This is a genomic window from Halomonas nitroreducens, from assembly GCF_003966155.1.
In the GTDB taxonomy this organism is placed as follows: domain Bacteria; phylum Pseudomonadota; class Gammaproteobacteria; order Pseudomonadales; family Halomonadaceae; genus Halomonas; species Halomonas nitroreducens.
This window is the reverse complement of sequence record NZ_RXNS01000012.1, coordinates 83246-98283: the sequence shown is the minus strand read 5'-3', so window position 1 is coordinate 98283 and position 15038 is coordinate 83246. Positions and strand designations below refer to the sequence as shown.

Below are 15038 nucleotides of genomic sequence, written 5' to 3'. Positions count from 1 at the left end.
GAGGAAGTCCATGGACGAGGAGCTGGCGCGGCGCCTGCTGCACCTGGTGGAGCGGCTCGAACCCTGGCTGCCGCCGACCCCGGTCGAGATCGACTGGGACCGCGATATCGCCGCCCTCTGGCAGCGTCATGCCCTGGGTGGACGCCTGATGCCGGTACCGCCCCGAGATACCCTGGGCCTGGCGGCGCTGCTGGGCATCGAGCGCCAGAAGCAGGCCCTGGTCGACAATACCCGCGCCTTCCTGCGCGGCCATCCCGCCAACCACGCCCTGCTGTGGGGCGCCCGGGGCAGCGGCAAGTCCTCGCTGGTCCGGGCGTTGCTCAACGACCTGGCTGCCGAGGGCCTGCGGCTGGTGCAGGTCGACCGCCACGACCTGGCCGGCCTGCCGAGCCTGGTCGAGGGGCTGCGCCGCGAACGCCATCGCTTCGTGGTCTACTGCGACGACCTGTCCTTCGAGGGGCACGATGACGCCTACAAGGCGCTGAAGAGCGTGCTCGACGGGGCGCTCACCGGCCCGCCCGAGAACGTGCTGCTCTACGCCACCTCCAACCGCCGCCACCTGCTGCCCGAGTCGATGAGCGACAACGATGCCACCCGCCTGGTGGGCGACGAACTGCACCATGGCGACGCCGTGGAAGAGAAGATCTCGCTCTCCGACCGCTTCGGGCTCTGGCTGGGCTTCCATCCCTTCAACCAGGAGGTCTATCTGGAAGCCTGCCGTCACTGGGTCGGGCACCTCGGCATGCCCGCGGACTGGACGCCCGAGGCCCGTGCCGAGGCGCTACGCTTCGCCACCCTGCGCGGCGGGCGCAGCGGCCGGGTGGCCTGGCAGTTCGCCTGCCAGTGGGTGGGCACGCGCCGGCTGCAGGCCTCGCCTTGATCAGCCCTGGGGCACCAGCTCGCCGTCCTCGCCCACGGCCATGCGGATCGTCGGGGTCAGCAGGCCGGCGGGAAGTGTCATGCCGAGGCCGCGGAGGTCGCCGGGGGTGATCGCCAGCTCGCTGCCGGCGGGCAGTTCGCCGCGGCGGGCGAGCTGGCTGGCGAGCTCCACCACCGGGGCCAGGCGACGGCGGTCCGTGGCCAGCACATCGAAGGCCACGGGCAGGCGCAGCTTGGCATCGCTGGCGGCGTTGAGGGTCACGTCCTGCTGGTAGCGACCGCTCAGCGCCTCGGCGCCGGGCACGTCCAGGCGCCAGCGGAAGCCGGCCATCTCCACCGGCGGCATGCCGGCGGGCAGGCCGAGGCCCAGGGCCAGGGTGGCCTGAACCGGCAGGCTGCCCGCGCCCAGGCTCGAGGCGATCAGCGAGGTGAGGTCGCTGGTATCCAGCCGGGCGTCGAGGGCGTAGGGGCCGATACGCACCTCCTCCACGCCCAGCGAGGTGACCGCAAGGCGAAAGGCGAACAGGCCGGTCTGGGGCAGCGCCAGGCAGCCGCCGAGCAGGGCGGCCAGGCAGAGGGGAGCCAGCAGGCGCCAGCGGCGTGGAAGGCAACGGGAACGCATCGAGGGTCTCCGGTGGGGGCGAGGGTGATTCTGCGCACGGTCAACGCTGTGGCAGGAGCGGCGTATTTGAGGGGTGCCGGCGTGGCGGGTCAAGGGCCGGCGAGGGCCTTCGGCGTGCCGCCGAGGCGAAGCTGTCGACCGCTGACGACACCGCCCGGCCCGTGAGCGTGCACGGACCGGGCGGGGCGGTGAGGGGCAGAGCTGGCGAGCGTGTCAGCGACGGCCGCGGCGGGCCTCCTTGGTGCGGTCCAGCTCGCGCTTCTTGGCTTTCTCCCGGTCGCTGGCGCCGGCCAGGTTGTCGTAGGGATTCTTGCCCGAACGGAACTCGAAGCGCATCGGGGTGCCGCGCACCTTGAGCACCTTGCGGAAGGTGTTGGTCAGGTAGCGCTTGTAGGCCTCGGGCAGTGAGTCCGTCTGGTTGCCGTGGACGACGATGATCGGCGGGTTGCTGCCGCCCTGGTGGGCCATGCGCAGCTTGATGCGCCGGCCGTTGACCATCGGTGGCTGGTGCTGCTCCACGGCGTCCTGGAGGATGTTGGTCAGCCGGTTGGTGGACCAGTGGCTGTTGGCGGAGGCGAAGGCCCGTTCCAGCGAGGGGTAGAGGTCGCCCACGCCGGTGCCGTGCAGCGCCGAGATGAAGTGCAGTTCGGCGTAGTCGGCGAAGCCCAGGCGGCGCTTGATCTCGGTGCGCATCCTGTCCTTGGCCTCGCTCTCCAGCCCGTCCCACTTGTTGACCGCCAGCACCAGGGCGCGACCGCTGGTCAGCACGTAGTCGAGCAGGTGCAGGTCCTGCTCCACCAGGCCGCTGCGGGCATCCAGCACCATGATGGCGACATGGCACTCCTTGATGGCCTCCAGGGTCTTGATGATCGAGAACTTCTCGGCCACCTCGCGGACGTTCTTGCGGCGTCGCACGCCGGCGGTGTCCACCAGCACGTAGGGCTTGCCGCGGCGCTCGAAGGGAATCTCGATGGCGTCCCGGGTGGTGCCGGCCTCGTCGAAGACCACCACCCGCTCCTCGCCGAGCAGGCGATTGACCAGGGTCGACTTGCCCACGTTGGGCCGGCCGATCACCCCGATACGGATGCCCTTGGTGCCGGTGTCGGCGGGGATGTCCTCGTCGCGCTCGGGGAAAGGGGTGAGCACCTCCTCGATCAGCGCGGTGACGTTGCGGCCATGGGCGGCGGCGATCGGCCGCGGGTCGCCGAGGCCGAGCTGCCAGAAGTCCGCCATGGCGGAGTGCTCTTCCAGGCCGTCGGTCTTGTTGACCACCAGCCAGGTCTTCTTCTGGTTGATGCGCAGATGGTTGGCGATGGCCTCGTCGGCCACGTTGAGGCCGCTGCGGCCGTCGACCAGGAACAGTACGATGTCGGCCTCGTCGATGGCCTGCAGTGACTGCTCGGCCATGGCCGCGTCGATGCCTTCCTCGTCGCCGCTGATGCCGCCGGTGTCGATCACCGTGTAGGCCTTGCCGCCGAGCACGCCGTTGCCGTACTTGCGATCCCGGGTCAGCCCCGGGAAGTCGGCCACCAGGGCGTCGCGGGAGCGGGTCAGGCGGTTGAACAGGGTCGACTTGCCCACGTTGGGGCGGCCGACCAGAGCGATCACGGGGGTCATGGTTGCAGTTCCAGGGCCTCTAGGCTGCCGTCGTCGGCCAGGGCATAGACGCGACGGCCGTCGGTGAGCGGGCGGACGCTGATGCCGGAGCCGTCGATCTCGGTGCGACCGACGAGGGCGCCCTCACGGGCATCGATAAAGTGGAGGTAGCCCTCGAAGTCGCCCAGCACCAGGCGGCCGTCGGCGAAGGCCGGGTCGGTGAGCCCGCGGCCCTCGAGGGCCTCGAGACGCCACAGCTCCTCGCCGTTGCCGGCGTTCAGGGCTACCAGGTGACTGGCCTCGTCAACCACGAACAGGAAGTCGCCGACCAGCACCGGGGTGCGGTAGCTGGAGACGTCGCGGGACCAGAGGATCTCGCCGGTGGTGGCCTCGAGGGCCACCAGGCGGCCGTTGTAGCTGGTGACGAAGAGCCGGCCGTCCTGGGTCAGGATCGGCTGACCGGCCAGGTCGACCAGGCGCTCGATCTCGCTGCGGCCCTCGGGCGTGGCGATGCGGCGCTCCCAGAGGGGCTGGCCCACGCGATTGTCGAGGGTGACCAGGCGGCCGTTGGCCAGGCCGGCGAAGGTGACCTGGTCGATCACCCGGGGGGTGCCGGTGCTGCGCAGGGTCAGCGACGGGCGCGAGGCACTGTAGACCCAGCGTTCGGCGCCGCTCTCGCGATCCAGGGCGGTGACCTTGCCGTCCACGGCCTGGACCACCAGCAGCTCGCGGTTGGCCTGGGGCGCGGCCAGCACCTCGCTGCTGACCCGGGTGCGCCACAGCACCTTGCCGTCGGCCTGATCGAGGGCCAGGACCTCGCCGTTGCGGGTGCCCAGGTAGACGCGGTCGGCCACGGCGGTCAGGCCGCTGGAGGCGCCGGCGGAAAGCTCGACGGTCCAGCGAGTCTCGCCACTGCTCGCATCCCGGGCCTGGACCAGGCCATGCTGGTCGGCGGCGAAGATGACGTCACCGTCCCGGGCTGGCGACAGGGGATAGCCGCCCAGACCCAGGCCGTCGCCGACCTGCTCGTGCCACAGCGTCTCGGCAGAGGTGGTGCCCGCGGTGTCCTGCAGCTCCTTCGGCGGGTACTGGGGCTCCACCTGGCCGGCACAGCCGGCCAGCAGGCCCAGCGCCGCGGTGGCGGCGATCATGAAGCTCGCTTTCATGAGGTGGTCTCCTCGACGCCCAGGTCATCCAGCTTGAGTTGCACGCCATAAAGCGGCTGGTCGCTCGCCTCGGACAGGCTGAGCGCCTCGCGCCAGGCGTCACGGGCCGCCTCGCGGTCGCCGAGCGCCAGGTGGGCATCGCCGCGAATATCGGCCCGCTGGGCGGCCAGGGGCGCGGGGATCTCGCCGTCCAGGGAGGCCAGCGCCGCCTCGGCGTCGTCGGCGGCGAGCTGCAGGCGGGCCAGGCGCAGCCGCGCCAGGCCCTGCAGGTAGGGGCGAGGGCTCTCGTCGATCAGCCCCTCCAGGGCGGTGCGGGCGGCGGCGGTATCGCCGGCCTGCACGGCCAGGCGGGCGTCCAGCAGCCGGGCCAGGTCGGCATAGAGGCTATCGCCGTGGTCCTCGGTGAGGGTCGTCACCAGGTCATCGGCCTGCTGGCGGGCGGCCTCGTCGAGTGCGTCCTGGCCACTCAGGGTGAGCAGCTGCTGGTAGCGCTGTGAGGCGGCCTCGGCCTGGCCGGTCTGGTAGTCCTGCCAGGCCTTCCAGCCGAAGACCCCGGCGGCGGCGATCACCGCGCCGACGACCAGCGAGGTGCCGTTTTCCTTCCACCAGCGCTTGATGGCTTCCAGCTGCTCTTCTTCGGTTCTCAGCTCCGCCACGGGCGGTCTCCTTTGCTGTCCGCGGGCCGTCAGACGAGGGACTCGTCTGCCAGCAGGGATGTGAGGGTCTCGGCCAGCGCTGCCTGGTCGAGGCGCTGCTGCTCGCGCTCCTCGCGCAGGAATTTCAGCGTCACGGCGTTCCCGACGAGCTCATCTTCGCCGAGCAGCAGCGCCAGGCGGGCGCCGCTCTTGTCGGCCTTCTTGATGCGGCTCTTGAAGCTGCCGCCACCGCAATGCAGCTGCAGGCGCAGTTCGGGCAGGGCCTCGCGCAGCCGCTCGGCGAGCAGCAGGGCGGCCGGCTCGGTGGCCTCGCCCATCGGCAGCAGGTAGACATCGAGCTCGCCGCGGGCCGCATCGGGCACCAGGTCCAGGGTGTCGAGCAGCAGGATGAGGCGCTCGATGCCCATGGCGAAGCCCACCGCAGGCACCGACTTGCCGCCGAGCTGCTCGACCAGGCCATCGAAGCGGCCGCCGGCGCAGACCGTGCCCTGGCTGCCCAGCGCCGTGGTGGTCCACTCGAAGACCGTGCGCGAGTAGTAGTCCAGGCCGCGGACCAGGCGCGGATTGATCACGTAGGCGATGCCGGCGGCATCGAGCATGGCGGTGAGCCGCGCGAAATGGTCCTGCGAGTCGGCATCCAGGTGATCCATCAGCCGCGGAGCATCGGCCAGCATGGCGGCCATGTCCGGGTTCTTGGAGTCGAGGATGCGCAGCGGGTTGCTGGTCAGTCGCCGGCGAGAGTCTTCGTCGAGCTGGTCATGGTGAGCCTCGAAGTAGCTCACCAGGGTGTCGCGGTAGGCCGCGCGAGCCTCCGGCGAGCCCAGGGAGTTGAGCTCCAGGGTGACGTGCTCGAACAGGCCCAGCTGCTTCCACAGCCGGGCCGACAGCAGGATCATCTCGGCATCGATGTCCGGCCCCTCGAGGCCGAAGCTCTCCACGCCGACCTGGTGGAACTGCCGGTAGCGGCCCTTCTGGGGACGCTCGTGGCGGAACATCGGGCCCTGGTACCACAACCGCTGGGTCTGGTTATGCAGCAGGCCGTGCTCCATGGCGGCCCGCACACAGCTCGCCGTGCCCTCGGGACGCAGCGTCAGGCTGTCGCCGTTGCGGTCCTCGAAGGTGTACATCTCCTTCTCGACGATGTCGGTGACCTCGCCGATGGAGCGCTTGAACAGTGCGGTCTGCTCGACAATCGGGGTACGGATCTCGTCGTAGCCATAGCGACTCATCAGCGTGCGTACCTGGCCCTCGAAGTACTGCCACAGCGGGGACTGGTCCGGCAGCAGGTCGTTCATGCCACGAATGGCCTGGATCTTCTTGCTCAATGCTTGCTCCTTGAGAGGGTCGTCGGGATCAGGCGTCCCGGGCGATGACGTCCTGTTCGGCCTGCTGCTTCTCTCGGACCTTGTCGCGGATCAGCCGCTCCAGGTCGTCGACCAGGTGGTCGTTGCGCAGCTTGCTGGCCGGCTTGCCGTCGATGTAGACGAGGTTGGCCGGGTCACCGCCGGTCAGGCCGATGTCGCTTTCCTTGGCCTCGCCGGGGCCGTTGACCACACAGCCGATGACCGAGACATCGAGCGGGGTCAGGACGTCTTCCAGACGCTCTTCCAGGGCATTCATGGTGCCAATGACATCGAAGTTCTGGCGCGAGCAGCTGGGGCAGGCGACGAAATTGATACCCTTGGCCCGCAGCCGCAGGCTCTTGAGCATGTCGAAGCCGACCTTGATCTCCTCGACCGGATCGGCGGCCAGCGAGACCCGGATGGTATCGCCGATACCGTCCATCAGCAGCATGCCCAGGCCGATGGATGACTTGACTGTGCCCGAGCGCAGCCCGCCGGCCTCGGTGATGCCGAGGTGCAGTGGCTGTTCGATGCGGCCCGCCAGCTCGCGGTAGGCGGCCACGGCCATGAACACATCGGAGGCCTTGACGCTGACCTTGAAGTCGGGGAAGCCGAGGCGCTCCAGGTGGTCGATATGGCGCATCGCGGACTCGACCAGGGCCGCCGGGGTGGGCTCGCCGTACTTCTTCTGCAGGTCCTTCTCCAGCGAGCCGGCATTGACGCCGATGCGGATCGGGATGCCATTGTCCCGGGCGGCACTGACGACCGCCTGCACGCGATCCTCGCGGCCGATGTTGCCGGGGTTGATGCGCAGGCAGTCGACGCCCAGTTCGGCGACGCGCAGGGCGATCCGGTAGTCGAAGTGGATATCCGCGACCAGCGGGACCTGCACCTCGCGCTTGATGCGGCCGAAGGCCTCGGCGGCGTCCATGCTGGGCACCGAGACGCGAACGATATCGGCGCCGGCGTTCTCCAGCTGGCGGATCTGGGCCACGGTAGCGGCCACGTCCAGGGTGTCGGTGTTGGTCATGCTCTGGACGGAGATCGGGGCGCCGCCCCCGACCGGGACGTTGCCGACATGGATGCGCCGCGAGTGGCGTCTGGTGATGGGCGATGGTGCGTGCATGATCTCGGACTCATTCTCCCAGAGTGAAACGGGCAACGTTGTTGGCACCGGCGCGCGACCCCAGGTCCACGGTCTCGCCGCGCCAGACCAGCTCGACGCCGGTGGCGTTGCCCACGGTCAGGCGGAAGGGCGGTTCGCCTTCGACGCGCGCCGTGGTGCCGGGTTCCTGCAGGCCGACGAAGACGCGTTCGTTGCTGGCGTCGAAGATCTCGGTCCAGGACTGCTCGTTGAAGGTCAGGCGCAGCACGCCGGCGTCGGGCGCCGGGGCCTCGCCGGCCGGCTCGGGGGCGGTATCCGCCTCGGCGGCAGTGGTCTCGTCCTCGGAGGGCTCGGGCGTGGCGACATCGCCTGCCGGCGTGGTTGCTGGCTCGGCATCGGCATCGGCATCGGCATCGGCAGCAGGCGTGGACGGGGCCTCCGTCGAGGCTGTCTCGGCCGAGGCCGCGTCGGCGCCGGGCGCCTCGCTGGCGGTCGCTTCATCCCTGGCTGCGGGGCTGGCGGTCGCCTCGGCCAGGGCCGGCTCGCCGCCGCCCTCGGTGATGGTGGTGGTGCCGTCGAGGCTGTCCACGGCCACCGGGGCATTGTCGCCGGGGGTGGGCGGCTGGCTGCCGCCGCGGCTCTGCCACCACATCAGCGTCAGGCCGACCAGGCCGGCGATGACCACCAGGGTGGCCAGGCGAAACATCCAGGCGCCGAGTCGCGAGGGCGGCTTGTTGACCACGTGGACCGGCGTCACCTTGCGCTCCGCGTCGTCACTGCCGAAGCGTGCTTGGTAGGCGGCCAGCACCTGGTCGGCGTCGATGCCCAGCAGGTTCGCGTAGCTGCGCAGGTAGCCGCGCCGATAGGTGACGATCGGCACCTCCTCGTAGCTGTCCCGCTCCAGGCCATCGATCACGGCCGGGCGCAGGTTCAGGGCCTCGGCGACCTCGTCGCGTGACAGCTCCATGGCCTCGCGCTCGCGTCGCAGCAGCTCGCCCGGCGAGGCCTGGGGAGCGAAGGCATCGGGCTCCTGTGAATGGGTGTCGCTCATGGCGTGGCATCCTTCATTGAAATTCTCGGGGGTCAGGGCGCGCCACGGGAAGCATCCAGTGAGGGCGCATCGACCTGGCCTCCCCGGGCCTGGGCGATGTCGCGGGCCAGGCGGCGGGCCGCCGGCGTGGTGCCGGCCAGGCGCCGGTAGCTCTCGAGCTCGCGCTCGGCCCGGGCATAGTTGCCCTGCTCGTATTCGAGCTCGGCCAGGCGCAGGTAGCTGCCGGGCCGTCGCGGATCGATGCTCCGGGCGCGCTCCAGGCTCTCGCGCGCGGCCTGGGTGTCACCGAGCTCCCGCTGACACTGACCGAGGTTGGTGAACAGCTGGGCCCGGTTGGCGTACTGGGTGTCTTCGGTGGCCTGCTCGAGCTGTTGACAGGCCTCGCGGATGCGTCCCTGATCATACAGGAAGGCGGCATAGTTGTTGCGCGCCCGGGTCAGGTCCGGGGCGCTGCGCAATGCCTGGCGAAAGGTCTCGTCGGCCAGGGCCGTCTCGCCCTGCCGCTGGTAGACCATGGCCATGGCCTGCAGGGCCTCGGGGGCCTCGGGGTCCAGCTCCAGGGCGCGGTCCAGCGCCGACAGGGCTCGGGGCAGGTTATTGCGCTCGAGATAGGCCACGCCGAGGCGGGTATAGGCCGCCACGGGGTCGGCCGTCTCCGGCGTGGCCGGCGTGCTCGCGCCGGGCTGGGCGGCACAGCCGGTCAGCCACAGCGCGCTGGCCAGGAGGACGGTGACGGGCAGGTGTCGGAATCCGGGCAGGCGCGGGCGACGGGGCATGGCATCCTCTCTGGTGGCGGGCACCGCCCTCCGCGCGGGGCGTGGGGTGCCGGGCCGGTGGTGAAAAAAGGCCCGACCATCAAAGCGTCGTGCCCAGTTGAAGTCAAGGTACCCCCGGCTCAGTCGGCGTCGAGCTGGATCGACTGGATATAGCGCTCATGGCGACGGGTGCGATCCTTGACGCGGCCGACCAGCTGGCCGCAGGCAGCATCGATATCGTCGCCGCGGGTGGAGCGGATCGGCGCCGTGTAGCCGAGCTCATAGAGCCACTGCTGGAAGCGCATCACCTGGTTGCGCGACGGCTTCTCGTAGCCCGAATGGGGGAAAGGGTTGAAGGGGATCAGGTTGATCTTGCAGGGCAGCTCCTCGAGCAGCGCCGCGAGTTCACGGGCATGTTCCTGCTGGTCGTTGACGCCCTTGATCACCGTGTACTCGACGGTGACCATCCGCGTGTCGTCGCACTTGGCCAGGTAACGCTGGCAGGCGTCGAGCAGGGTGCGGATGTTGTACTTGCGGTTGAGCGGCACCAGCTCGTTGCGCAGCTCGTCGTTGGCGGCATGCAGCGAGATGGCCAGGCTCACGTCGAGCTCGTCGCCGAGGCGGTCGAGCATCGGCACCACCCCGGAGGTGGAGAGGGTGACGCGGCGCTTGGAGAGACCGTAGCCGTTGTCGTCGAGCATCAGCTTCATGGCCGGCACGACGTTGTCATAGTTCAGCAGCGGCTCGCCCATGCCCATCATCACCACGTTGGTGACCGGGCGGTTGGCGGTGTCCTTGCGCGCCCCGAAGCTGTTGCTGGCGACCCACACCTGGCCGATGATCTCGGCGGCGGTGAGGTTGCGCTGGAAGCCCTGCTTGCCGGTGGAGCAGAAGCTGCAGTCCAGCGAGCAGCCGACCTGGGAGGACACGCACAGGGTCCGGCGCTTGCCGTTCTCGGCCGGGATCAGCACGGTCTCCACGTAGCTGCCGTCCTCCACTTCCAGCACCCACTTGCGGGTACCGTCGCTGGAGGTGCCTTCGTAGACCACGCCCGGGCCGCGGATCTCGGCGACCTCGGCCAGGCGCGTGCGCAGCGCCTTGGAGAGGTTGGTCATGGCCGCGAAGTCGGCGCAGCCCTCGTGATGGATCCATTTCATCACCTGCGAGGCACGGAACTTCTTCTCGCCGATGGAGAGGAAGAAGGCTTCCATCTCCTCGCGCGTCATGCCGAGCAGGTTGGTGCGTTGCGGAGCAGTGGTGGCGGTCATGGCAGTCAGCGGGTCGGTGGGGCCGAGCGGGGGTGGGGCACCCCCGCCGATGACAGGCGATCAGCCGCGCGGGCAGATCTCGCTGTCCTCGAAGAAATAGGCGATCTCGCGAGCCGCGGATTCCGGCGAGTCGGAGCCGTGGACGGCGTTGGCGTCGATGGACTGGGCGAAGTCGGCGCGGATGGTGCCTGCCTCGGCTTCCTTCGGGTTGGTGGCGCCCATCAGGTCGCGGTTGGCGGCGATGGCGTTCTCGCCTTCCAGTACCTGCACGACCACCGGACCGGAGGTCATGAAGCCGACCAGGTCACCGAAGAAGGGACGCTCCTTGTGCTCGGCATAGAAGCCTTCGGCCTGCTCCTGGGACAGCTGGAGCATCTTGGCGGCGACGATCTTGAGGCCGGCCTTCTCGAAGCGGCTCTCGATTTCGCCGATGACGTTCTTGGCGACGGCGTCGGGCTTGATGATGGACAGGGTGCGTTCGGTAGCCATGGGGCATGTCTCCAGTCTGGGAAGGTTCGAGCGGTACAACCTCGCGCCGCCCCGGGAGGGCCGGGGCGGCGCGAGGCATCGGTATGGTGCGGTCCGGCGCCGGGCGCCGACTGGGCGCAGAGTATACCGCCCCGGGGCGGCAATGGACAATCGCGCCCGGCGGGCTCAGACGCTGAAGCTTTCGCCGCAGCCGCACTCGTCCTTGACGTTGGGGTTGCGGAAGCGGAAGTAGCGGTTCAGGCCCTCGGAGACGTAGTCGACCTCGCTGCCGTCGAGCATCTCCAGGGCCTCGGGAGCGACATAGACCCTGACGCCGTGCTCCTCGAAGGCCACGTCGTCGTTGGCGGCCTCGTCGGCGAAGTCGAGGACGTAGCTGTAGCCCGAGCAGCCGCTGGGCTTGACCGTGACCCGCAGGCCCAGGCCGTGCCCGCGCTCGTCGAGCACCCGACGGATCTGCTCGGCGGCGGCAGTGGTGATCGAAAGATGCGACATGGTGGTCTCCTGCATGCGTGATGGGGTCAAGGCGTCTTGCGGCGCAGCCCGATCAGGGCGTGGCGCAGCGCCTCCAGCGCCCGGTCGATATCGGCCTCGGTGGTGAAGCGGCCGAAGCTGAAGCGCAGCGAGGCGAGCGCCAGGCGACGCGGCACGCCGATGCCCTTCAGTACATAGGATGGCTCGACACTGGCCGAGTTGCAGGCCGAGCCGGTGGACAGTGCGATATCGCGCAGGGCCATCAGCAGCGACTCGCCATCGACTCCCTCGAAGGCCAGGTTGAGGATGTTGGGCACCGCGGTCTCGACGACGCTGTTGTGGCGGATGCCGTCGAGGTCCTCGAGCCCGGCCAGTAGCCGATCGCGCAGCGCCAGGATCCGGGCCTGGTCGGCCTCGCCCTCGCGGCCGGCGATGGCGAAGGCCTCGCCCATGCCGGCGATCTGGTGGGTGGGCAGGGTCCCCGAGCGCATGCCCCGCTCGTGGCCGCCACCGTGGATCAGCGCCTCGAGGCGGATGTCCGGGCTGCGTCTTACGTAGAGGGCGCCGACACCCTTGGGCCCGTAGGCCTTGTGGCCGGACAGCGACATCAGGTCGATGCCGAGGCGTGCCACGTCCAGCGGGACCCGTCCCACCGCCTGGGCCGCATCGACGTGGAAGACCGCGCCCCCGGCGTGGGCGACCTCGGCCAGCGCCGCCACGTCATGGATGCTGCCGAGTTCGTTGTTCACGGCCATCAGTGACACCAGTGCCGTGTCCTCGCGCATGGCCGCCCGCAGGGCCTCGGGCGTCACCCGCCCGTCGCGCTCCGGGGTCAGCCAGGAGACCTCGAAGCCTTCCTGCTCCAGAGCCTTGGCGGTGTCGACCACGGCCTTGTGCTCGATGATCGAGGTCACCAGGTGCCGGCCCCGGGCCCGGTTGGCGCGCATGAAGCCGATCAGGGCCAGGTTGTCGGCCTCGGTGGCGCCGCTGGTCCAGACGATCTCGCGGGGATCGGCGCCGATCAGGTCGGCGACCTGACGACGCGCGCCCTCCACGGCCTGCTCGGCCTGCCAGCCTGGCATGTGGCTGCGCGAGGCCGGATTGGCGAAGACGCCGTCCAGGGTGAGGTGGCGACTCATGACCTCGGCGACCCGGGGGTCGACGGGGGTGGTGGCGGCGTAATCGAGATAGACGGGTGCGCTCATGGGCTCGGTCGGTGTCGGGGTTCAGGGCGACGCGGTCGGGATCTGGTCGTCGTCGAGGCGGCGGCGCTGGCGGCCGGCGATGCTCTGGATCTCCTCGCGACTGGCCAGCTGGCCCAGGGTCACGCCCTCGAGGAAGCCATGGATCTGCTCGGACAGCTCGCACCACAGGTGATGGGTCAGGCAGGTGTCGCCCTGCTGGCAGTCCGACAGCCCGCCGCAGCGGGTGGTGTCCACCGACTCGTTGACGGCATCGATGACCCGGGCCACCGTGATCGTCTCCGGGGCCATGGCCAGCAGGTAGCCGCCGCCGGGGCCGCGTACGCTGTCGACCAGGCCCCCGCGCCGCAGGCGGGCGAACAGCTGCTCGAGGTAGGACAGCGAGATCTCCTGCCGCCTGGAGATGTCGGCGAGGCTGATCGGACCTTCGTCGGCATTCATCGTCAGGTCGAGCATGGCGGTGACGGCGTAGCGTCCCTTGGTGGTCAGGCGCATGGAGCAATCACCTCGGCACCGACGCGGGCGTCGGTTGTCGGTGAATCGGGCCGGTCCCCCGCGAAGGACCAGAAAGACCGGCCATTATGATAAAGACCCAGCAGCACGGTCAACCATTGCTGCGGCGCTTGCCGACCTCGTCCCCGGGGGGCGTCGGTGCCTCGCCGCTGGCCGGTTCGCGGGCGGCGGTGCTCTCGGCGGAGGGGTCGCGGGCGGCCGTCTCGGCCCTGTCCTCCCGGGGGCCGCAGCAGCTGTCGACGTCCTCGAGGATATTGGCGAAGTCCTCGTCGCGCAGCTCCGGCAGCCGGCCGTCGCGGAAGCCGGCATCGATCTGGCGCAGCGTCGAGCACATGCGCTCGATGCGCTCGTCCACGGCATGCATGTGGTCGAGCATGGCCTGCATGGAACGGGCCACCGGGTCGGGCATGTCCTGGCTGACGCCGTAGGCGTCGAAGCCGAACTTGCGGCGCATGGCCTCGCGGCGCGCCGGGTCGACCTGCAGGGCCTCTTCCTGGTCAGGCTCGCTGCGTTGCACCACCTTGCCGGGAATGCCCACCACGGTAGCGCCCGCCGGCACCTCCTTGGTGATTACCGCATTGGAGCCGACCTTGGCCCCGGCGCCCACCGTGAAGGGGCCGAGGATCTTGGCGCCGGCGCCGACGATCACGCCGTCCTCGAGGGTCGGGTGGCGCTTGCCCTTGTTCCAGCTGGTGCCGCCCAGGGTCACCCCCTGGTAGAGGGTCACGTCGTCGCCCACCTCGGCGGTCTCGCCGATCACCACGCCCATGCCGTGGTCGATGAAGAAGCGCCGGCCGATGGTCGCCCCGGGATGGATCTCGACGCCGGTGAACCAGCGCGCCAGGCTCGACAGGGTGCGGGCCAGCCACTTGAGGTTATGACGCCACAACCAGTGGCTCATGCGGTGCACCAGCAGGGCGTGCAGCCCCGGATAGTTGGTCAGCACTTCCAGGAAGTTGCGCGCCGCGGGATCCCGGGCGAATACGCTGTTGATGTCCTCGCGCAGACGTTGAAACATGCGGCGGTCCTTGGGTGGAGGGCGAGAGGTTCCTTTCATAGTGGGGGTGCGGCGGGCCGGCTTCAAGCCGGCTGCTCAGCCATCGTCGCCCCGCTCGGCCTGGCGCTCGGTGGCAGAGAGGATGCCACGCAGGATATTGAGTTCCATGCGCTCCGGCCGGGCCCGCAGGGTGAAACGGCGCAGGCGCGCCATCAGCTGGCGCGGCGTGGCCGGGTCGTGGAAGCCGATGGCGACCAGGGTGTGCTCCAGGTGGGCGAAGTAGTGCTCCAGCTCGTCGTGGCTGGCCAGCGGTTGGCCGTCCCCGTCGTCGTCCGTGGCCTCGCCGCTCGCCTGCCGGTCCAGCCAGGCCAGGCGGCACTCGTAGGCCAGCACCTGCACGGCGGCGGCCAGGTTCAGCGAGCTGAAGTCGGGGTTGGTGGGGATATGCACGTGGGCATGGCAGCGTTGCAGCTCGGCATTGGTGAGCCCGCTGTCCTCGCGGCCGAAGACCAGGGCCACGCGGCTCGCCGGCGCGGCCAGCTCCTCGGGCAGTCGCTCGCCGAGCGCCCGAGGCGTGATCATCGGCCAGGGCAGGGTGCGCGAGCGGGCGCTGGCGCCCACCACCAGGGTGCAGTCACTCACCGCCTCCTCCAGGCTGGCGACCGTGCAGGCCTGGTGGACCAGGGCGTCGGCCCCCGAGGCCCGGGACACGGTATCCGCGGTCAGCGGCTCGCAGCGGGGAGCCACGAGCGCCAGGTCGGCCAGGCCCATGTTGTGCATGGCGCGGGCCGTGCCGCCGATGTTGCCGGGATGGCTGGTGCCGATCAGGACGATGCGGATGCGCTCGAGCATGGGGGACCTGCGTGGTGTTGCCGTGGGAAAAGGCCAGCAGTCTAGCATGCCGGCCGGGGGGCTGGCGTGGCGC

16 protein-coding genes are annotated in these 15038 nt (G+C 69.9%); 1 reads left to right on the top strand and 15 read right to left on the bottom strand.

Annotated elements, in window-relative coordinates; translation table 11 throughout:
- The first annotated feature begins 10 nt into the window (after positions 1-10).
- Positions 11-880: an ATP-binding protein gene (locus tag EKG36_RS13425; RefSeq protein ID WP_126484924.1), complete on the top strand. Its 870-nt coding sequence runs from the start codon at positions 11-13 to the stop codon at positions 878-880.
- Here EKG36_RS13425 and EKG36_RS13420 read toward each other — a convergent pair whose 3' ends face one another.
- The 15 genes from EKG36_RS13420 to trmJ form a co-directional block, all read right to left on the bottom strand.
- Positions 881-1501, bottom strand: coding sequence for a hypothetical protein (locus tag EKG36_RS13420; protein ID WP_126484922.1), 621 nt, complete (start codon positions 1499-1501; stop codon positions 881-883).
- A 213-nt stretch (positions 1502-1714) separates the two neighbouring features.
- Positions 1715-3118 carry a ribosome biogenesis GTPase Der gene (gene der / locus EKG36_RS13415; protein WP_126484920.1) on the bottom strand — a complete coding sequence of 468 codons (1404 nt, stop codon included), beginning with the start codon at positions 3116-3118 and terminating at the stop codon, positions 1715-1717.
- Positions 3115-4263 carry an outer membrane protein assembly factor BamB gene (bamB, locus tag EKG36_RS13410; RefSeq protein WP_126484918.1) on the bottom strand — a complete coding sequence of 383 codons (1149 nt, stop codon included), beginning with the start codon at positions 4261-4263 and terminating at the stop codon, positions 3115-3117. The genes der and bamB overlap by 4 nt, the downstream gene beginning before the upstream one ends.
- Positions 4260-4919, bottom strand: a complete 660-nt coding sequence (locus EKG36_RS13405; protein ID WP_126484916.1) for a YfgM family protein — start codon at positions 4917-4919, stop codon at positions 4260-4262. Before EKG36_RS13405 ends, bamB begins: the two co-directional genes overlap by 4 nt.
- Positions 4920-4948: 29 nt before the next feature.
- On the bottom strand, positions 4949-6244 hold the full coding sequence (gene hisS, locus EKG36_RS13400; RefSeq protein ID WP_126484914.1) for a histidine--tRNA ligase: 1296 nt from the start codon (positions 6242-6244) through the stop codon (positions 4949-4951).
- 28 nt (positions 6245-6272) lie between these two features.
- Positions 6273-7388 (bottom strand): flavodoxin-dependent (E)-4-hydroxy-3-methylbut-2-enyl-diphosphate synthase, encoded by a 1116-nt coding sequence (gene ispG / locus EKG36_RS13395; RefSeq protein ID WP_126484912.1) that lies wholly within the window; start codon positions 7386-7388, stop codon positions 6273-6275.
- A 10-nt stretch (positions 7389-7398) separates the two neighbouring features.
- Positions 7399-8418, bottom strand: a complete 1020-nt coding sequence (locus EKG36_RS13390) for a RodZ domain-containing protein (protein ID WP_126484910.1) — start codon at positions 8416-8418, stop codon at positions 7399-7401.
- A 32-nt stretch (positions 8419-8450) separates the two neighbouring features.
- Positions 8451-9194, bottom strand: coding sequence for a type IV pilus biogenesis/stability protein PilW (gene pilW / locus EKG36_RS13385; RefSeq protein ID WP_126484908.1), 744 nt, complete (start codon positions 9192-9194; stop codon positions 8451-8453).
- A 119-nt stretch (positions 9195-9313) separates the two neighbouring features.
- Entirely contained in the window at positions 9314-10441 is a 1128-nt protein-coding gene (gene rlmN, locus EKG36_RS13380; protein ID WP_126484906.1) for a dual-specificity RNA methyltransferase RlmN, read from the bottom strand.
- Between the two features lie 60 nt (positions 10442-10501).
- Positions 10502-10930 carry a nucleoside-diphosphate kinase gene (ndk, locus tag EKG36_RS13375; RefSeq protein ID WP_126484903.1) on the bottom strand — a complete coding sequence of 143 codons (429 nt, stop codon included), beginning with the start codon at positions 10928-10930 and terminating at the stop codon, positions 10502-10504.
- A 165-nt stretch (positions 10931-11095) separates the two neighbouring features.
- The gene (locus EKG36_RS13370) at positions 11096-11422 is read right to left on the bottom strand and encodes a HesB/IscA family protein (RefSeq protein ID WP_126484901.1); all 327 of its coding nucleotides are present in this window, start codon (positions 11420-11422) and stop codon (positions 11096-11098) included.
- Positions 11423-11448: 26 nt separating this feature from the next.
- Positions 11449-12606 carry an aminotransferase class V-fold PLP-dependent enzyme gene (locus EKG36_RS13365; RefSeq protein ID WP_126484899.1) on the bottom strand — a complete coding sequence of 386 codons (1158 nt, stop codon included), beginning with the start codon at positions 12604-12606 and terminating at the stop codon, positions 11449-11451.
- Positions 12607-12627: 21 nt separating this feature from the next.
- Positions 12628-13098 carry an Rrf2 family transcriptional regulator gene (locus EKG36_RS13360; protein WP_126484897.1) on the bottom strand — a complete coding sequence of 157 codons (471 nt, stop codon included), beginning with the start codon at positions 13096-13098 and terminating at the stop codon, positions 12628-12630.
- 109 nt (positions 13099-13207) lie between these two features.
- On the bottom strand, positions 13208-14134 hold the full coding sequence (gene cysE / locus EKG36_RS13355) for a serine O-acetyltransferase (RefSeq protein ID WP_126484895.1): 927 nt from the start codon (positions 14132-14134) through the stop codon (positions 13208-13210).
- Between the two features lie 75 nt (positions 14135-14209).
- Positions 14210-14965: a tRNA (cytosine(32)/uridine(32)-2'-O)-methyltransferase TrmJ gene (gene trmJ / locus EKG36_RS13350; protein WP_126484893.1), complete on the bottom strand. Its 756-nt coding sequence runs from the start codon at positions 14963-14965 to the stop codon at positions 14210-14212.
- Positions 14966-15038 lie beyond the last annotated feature (73 nt).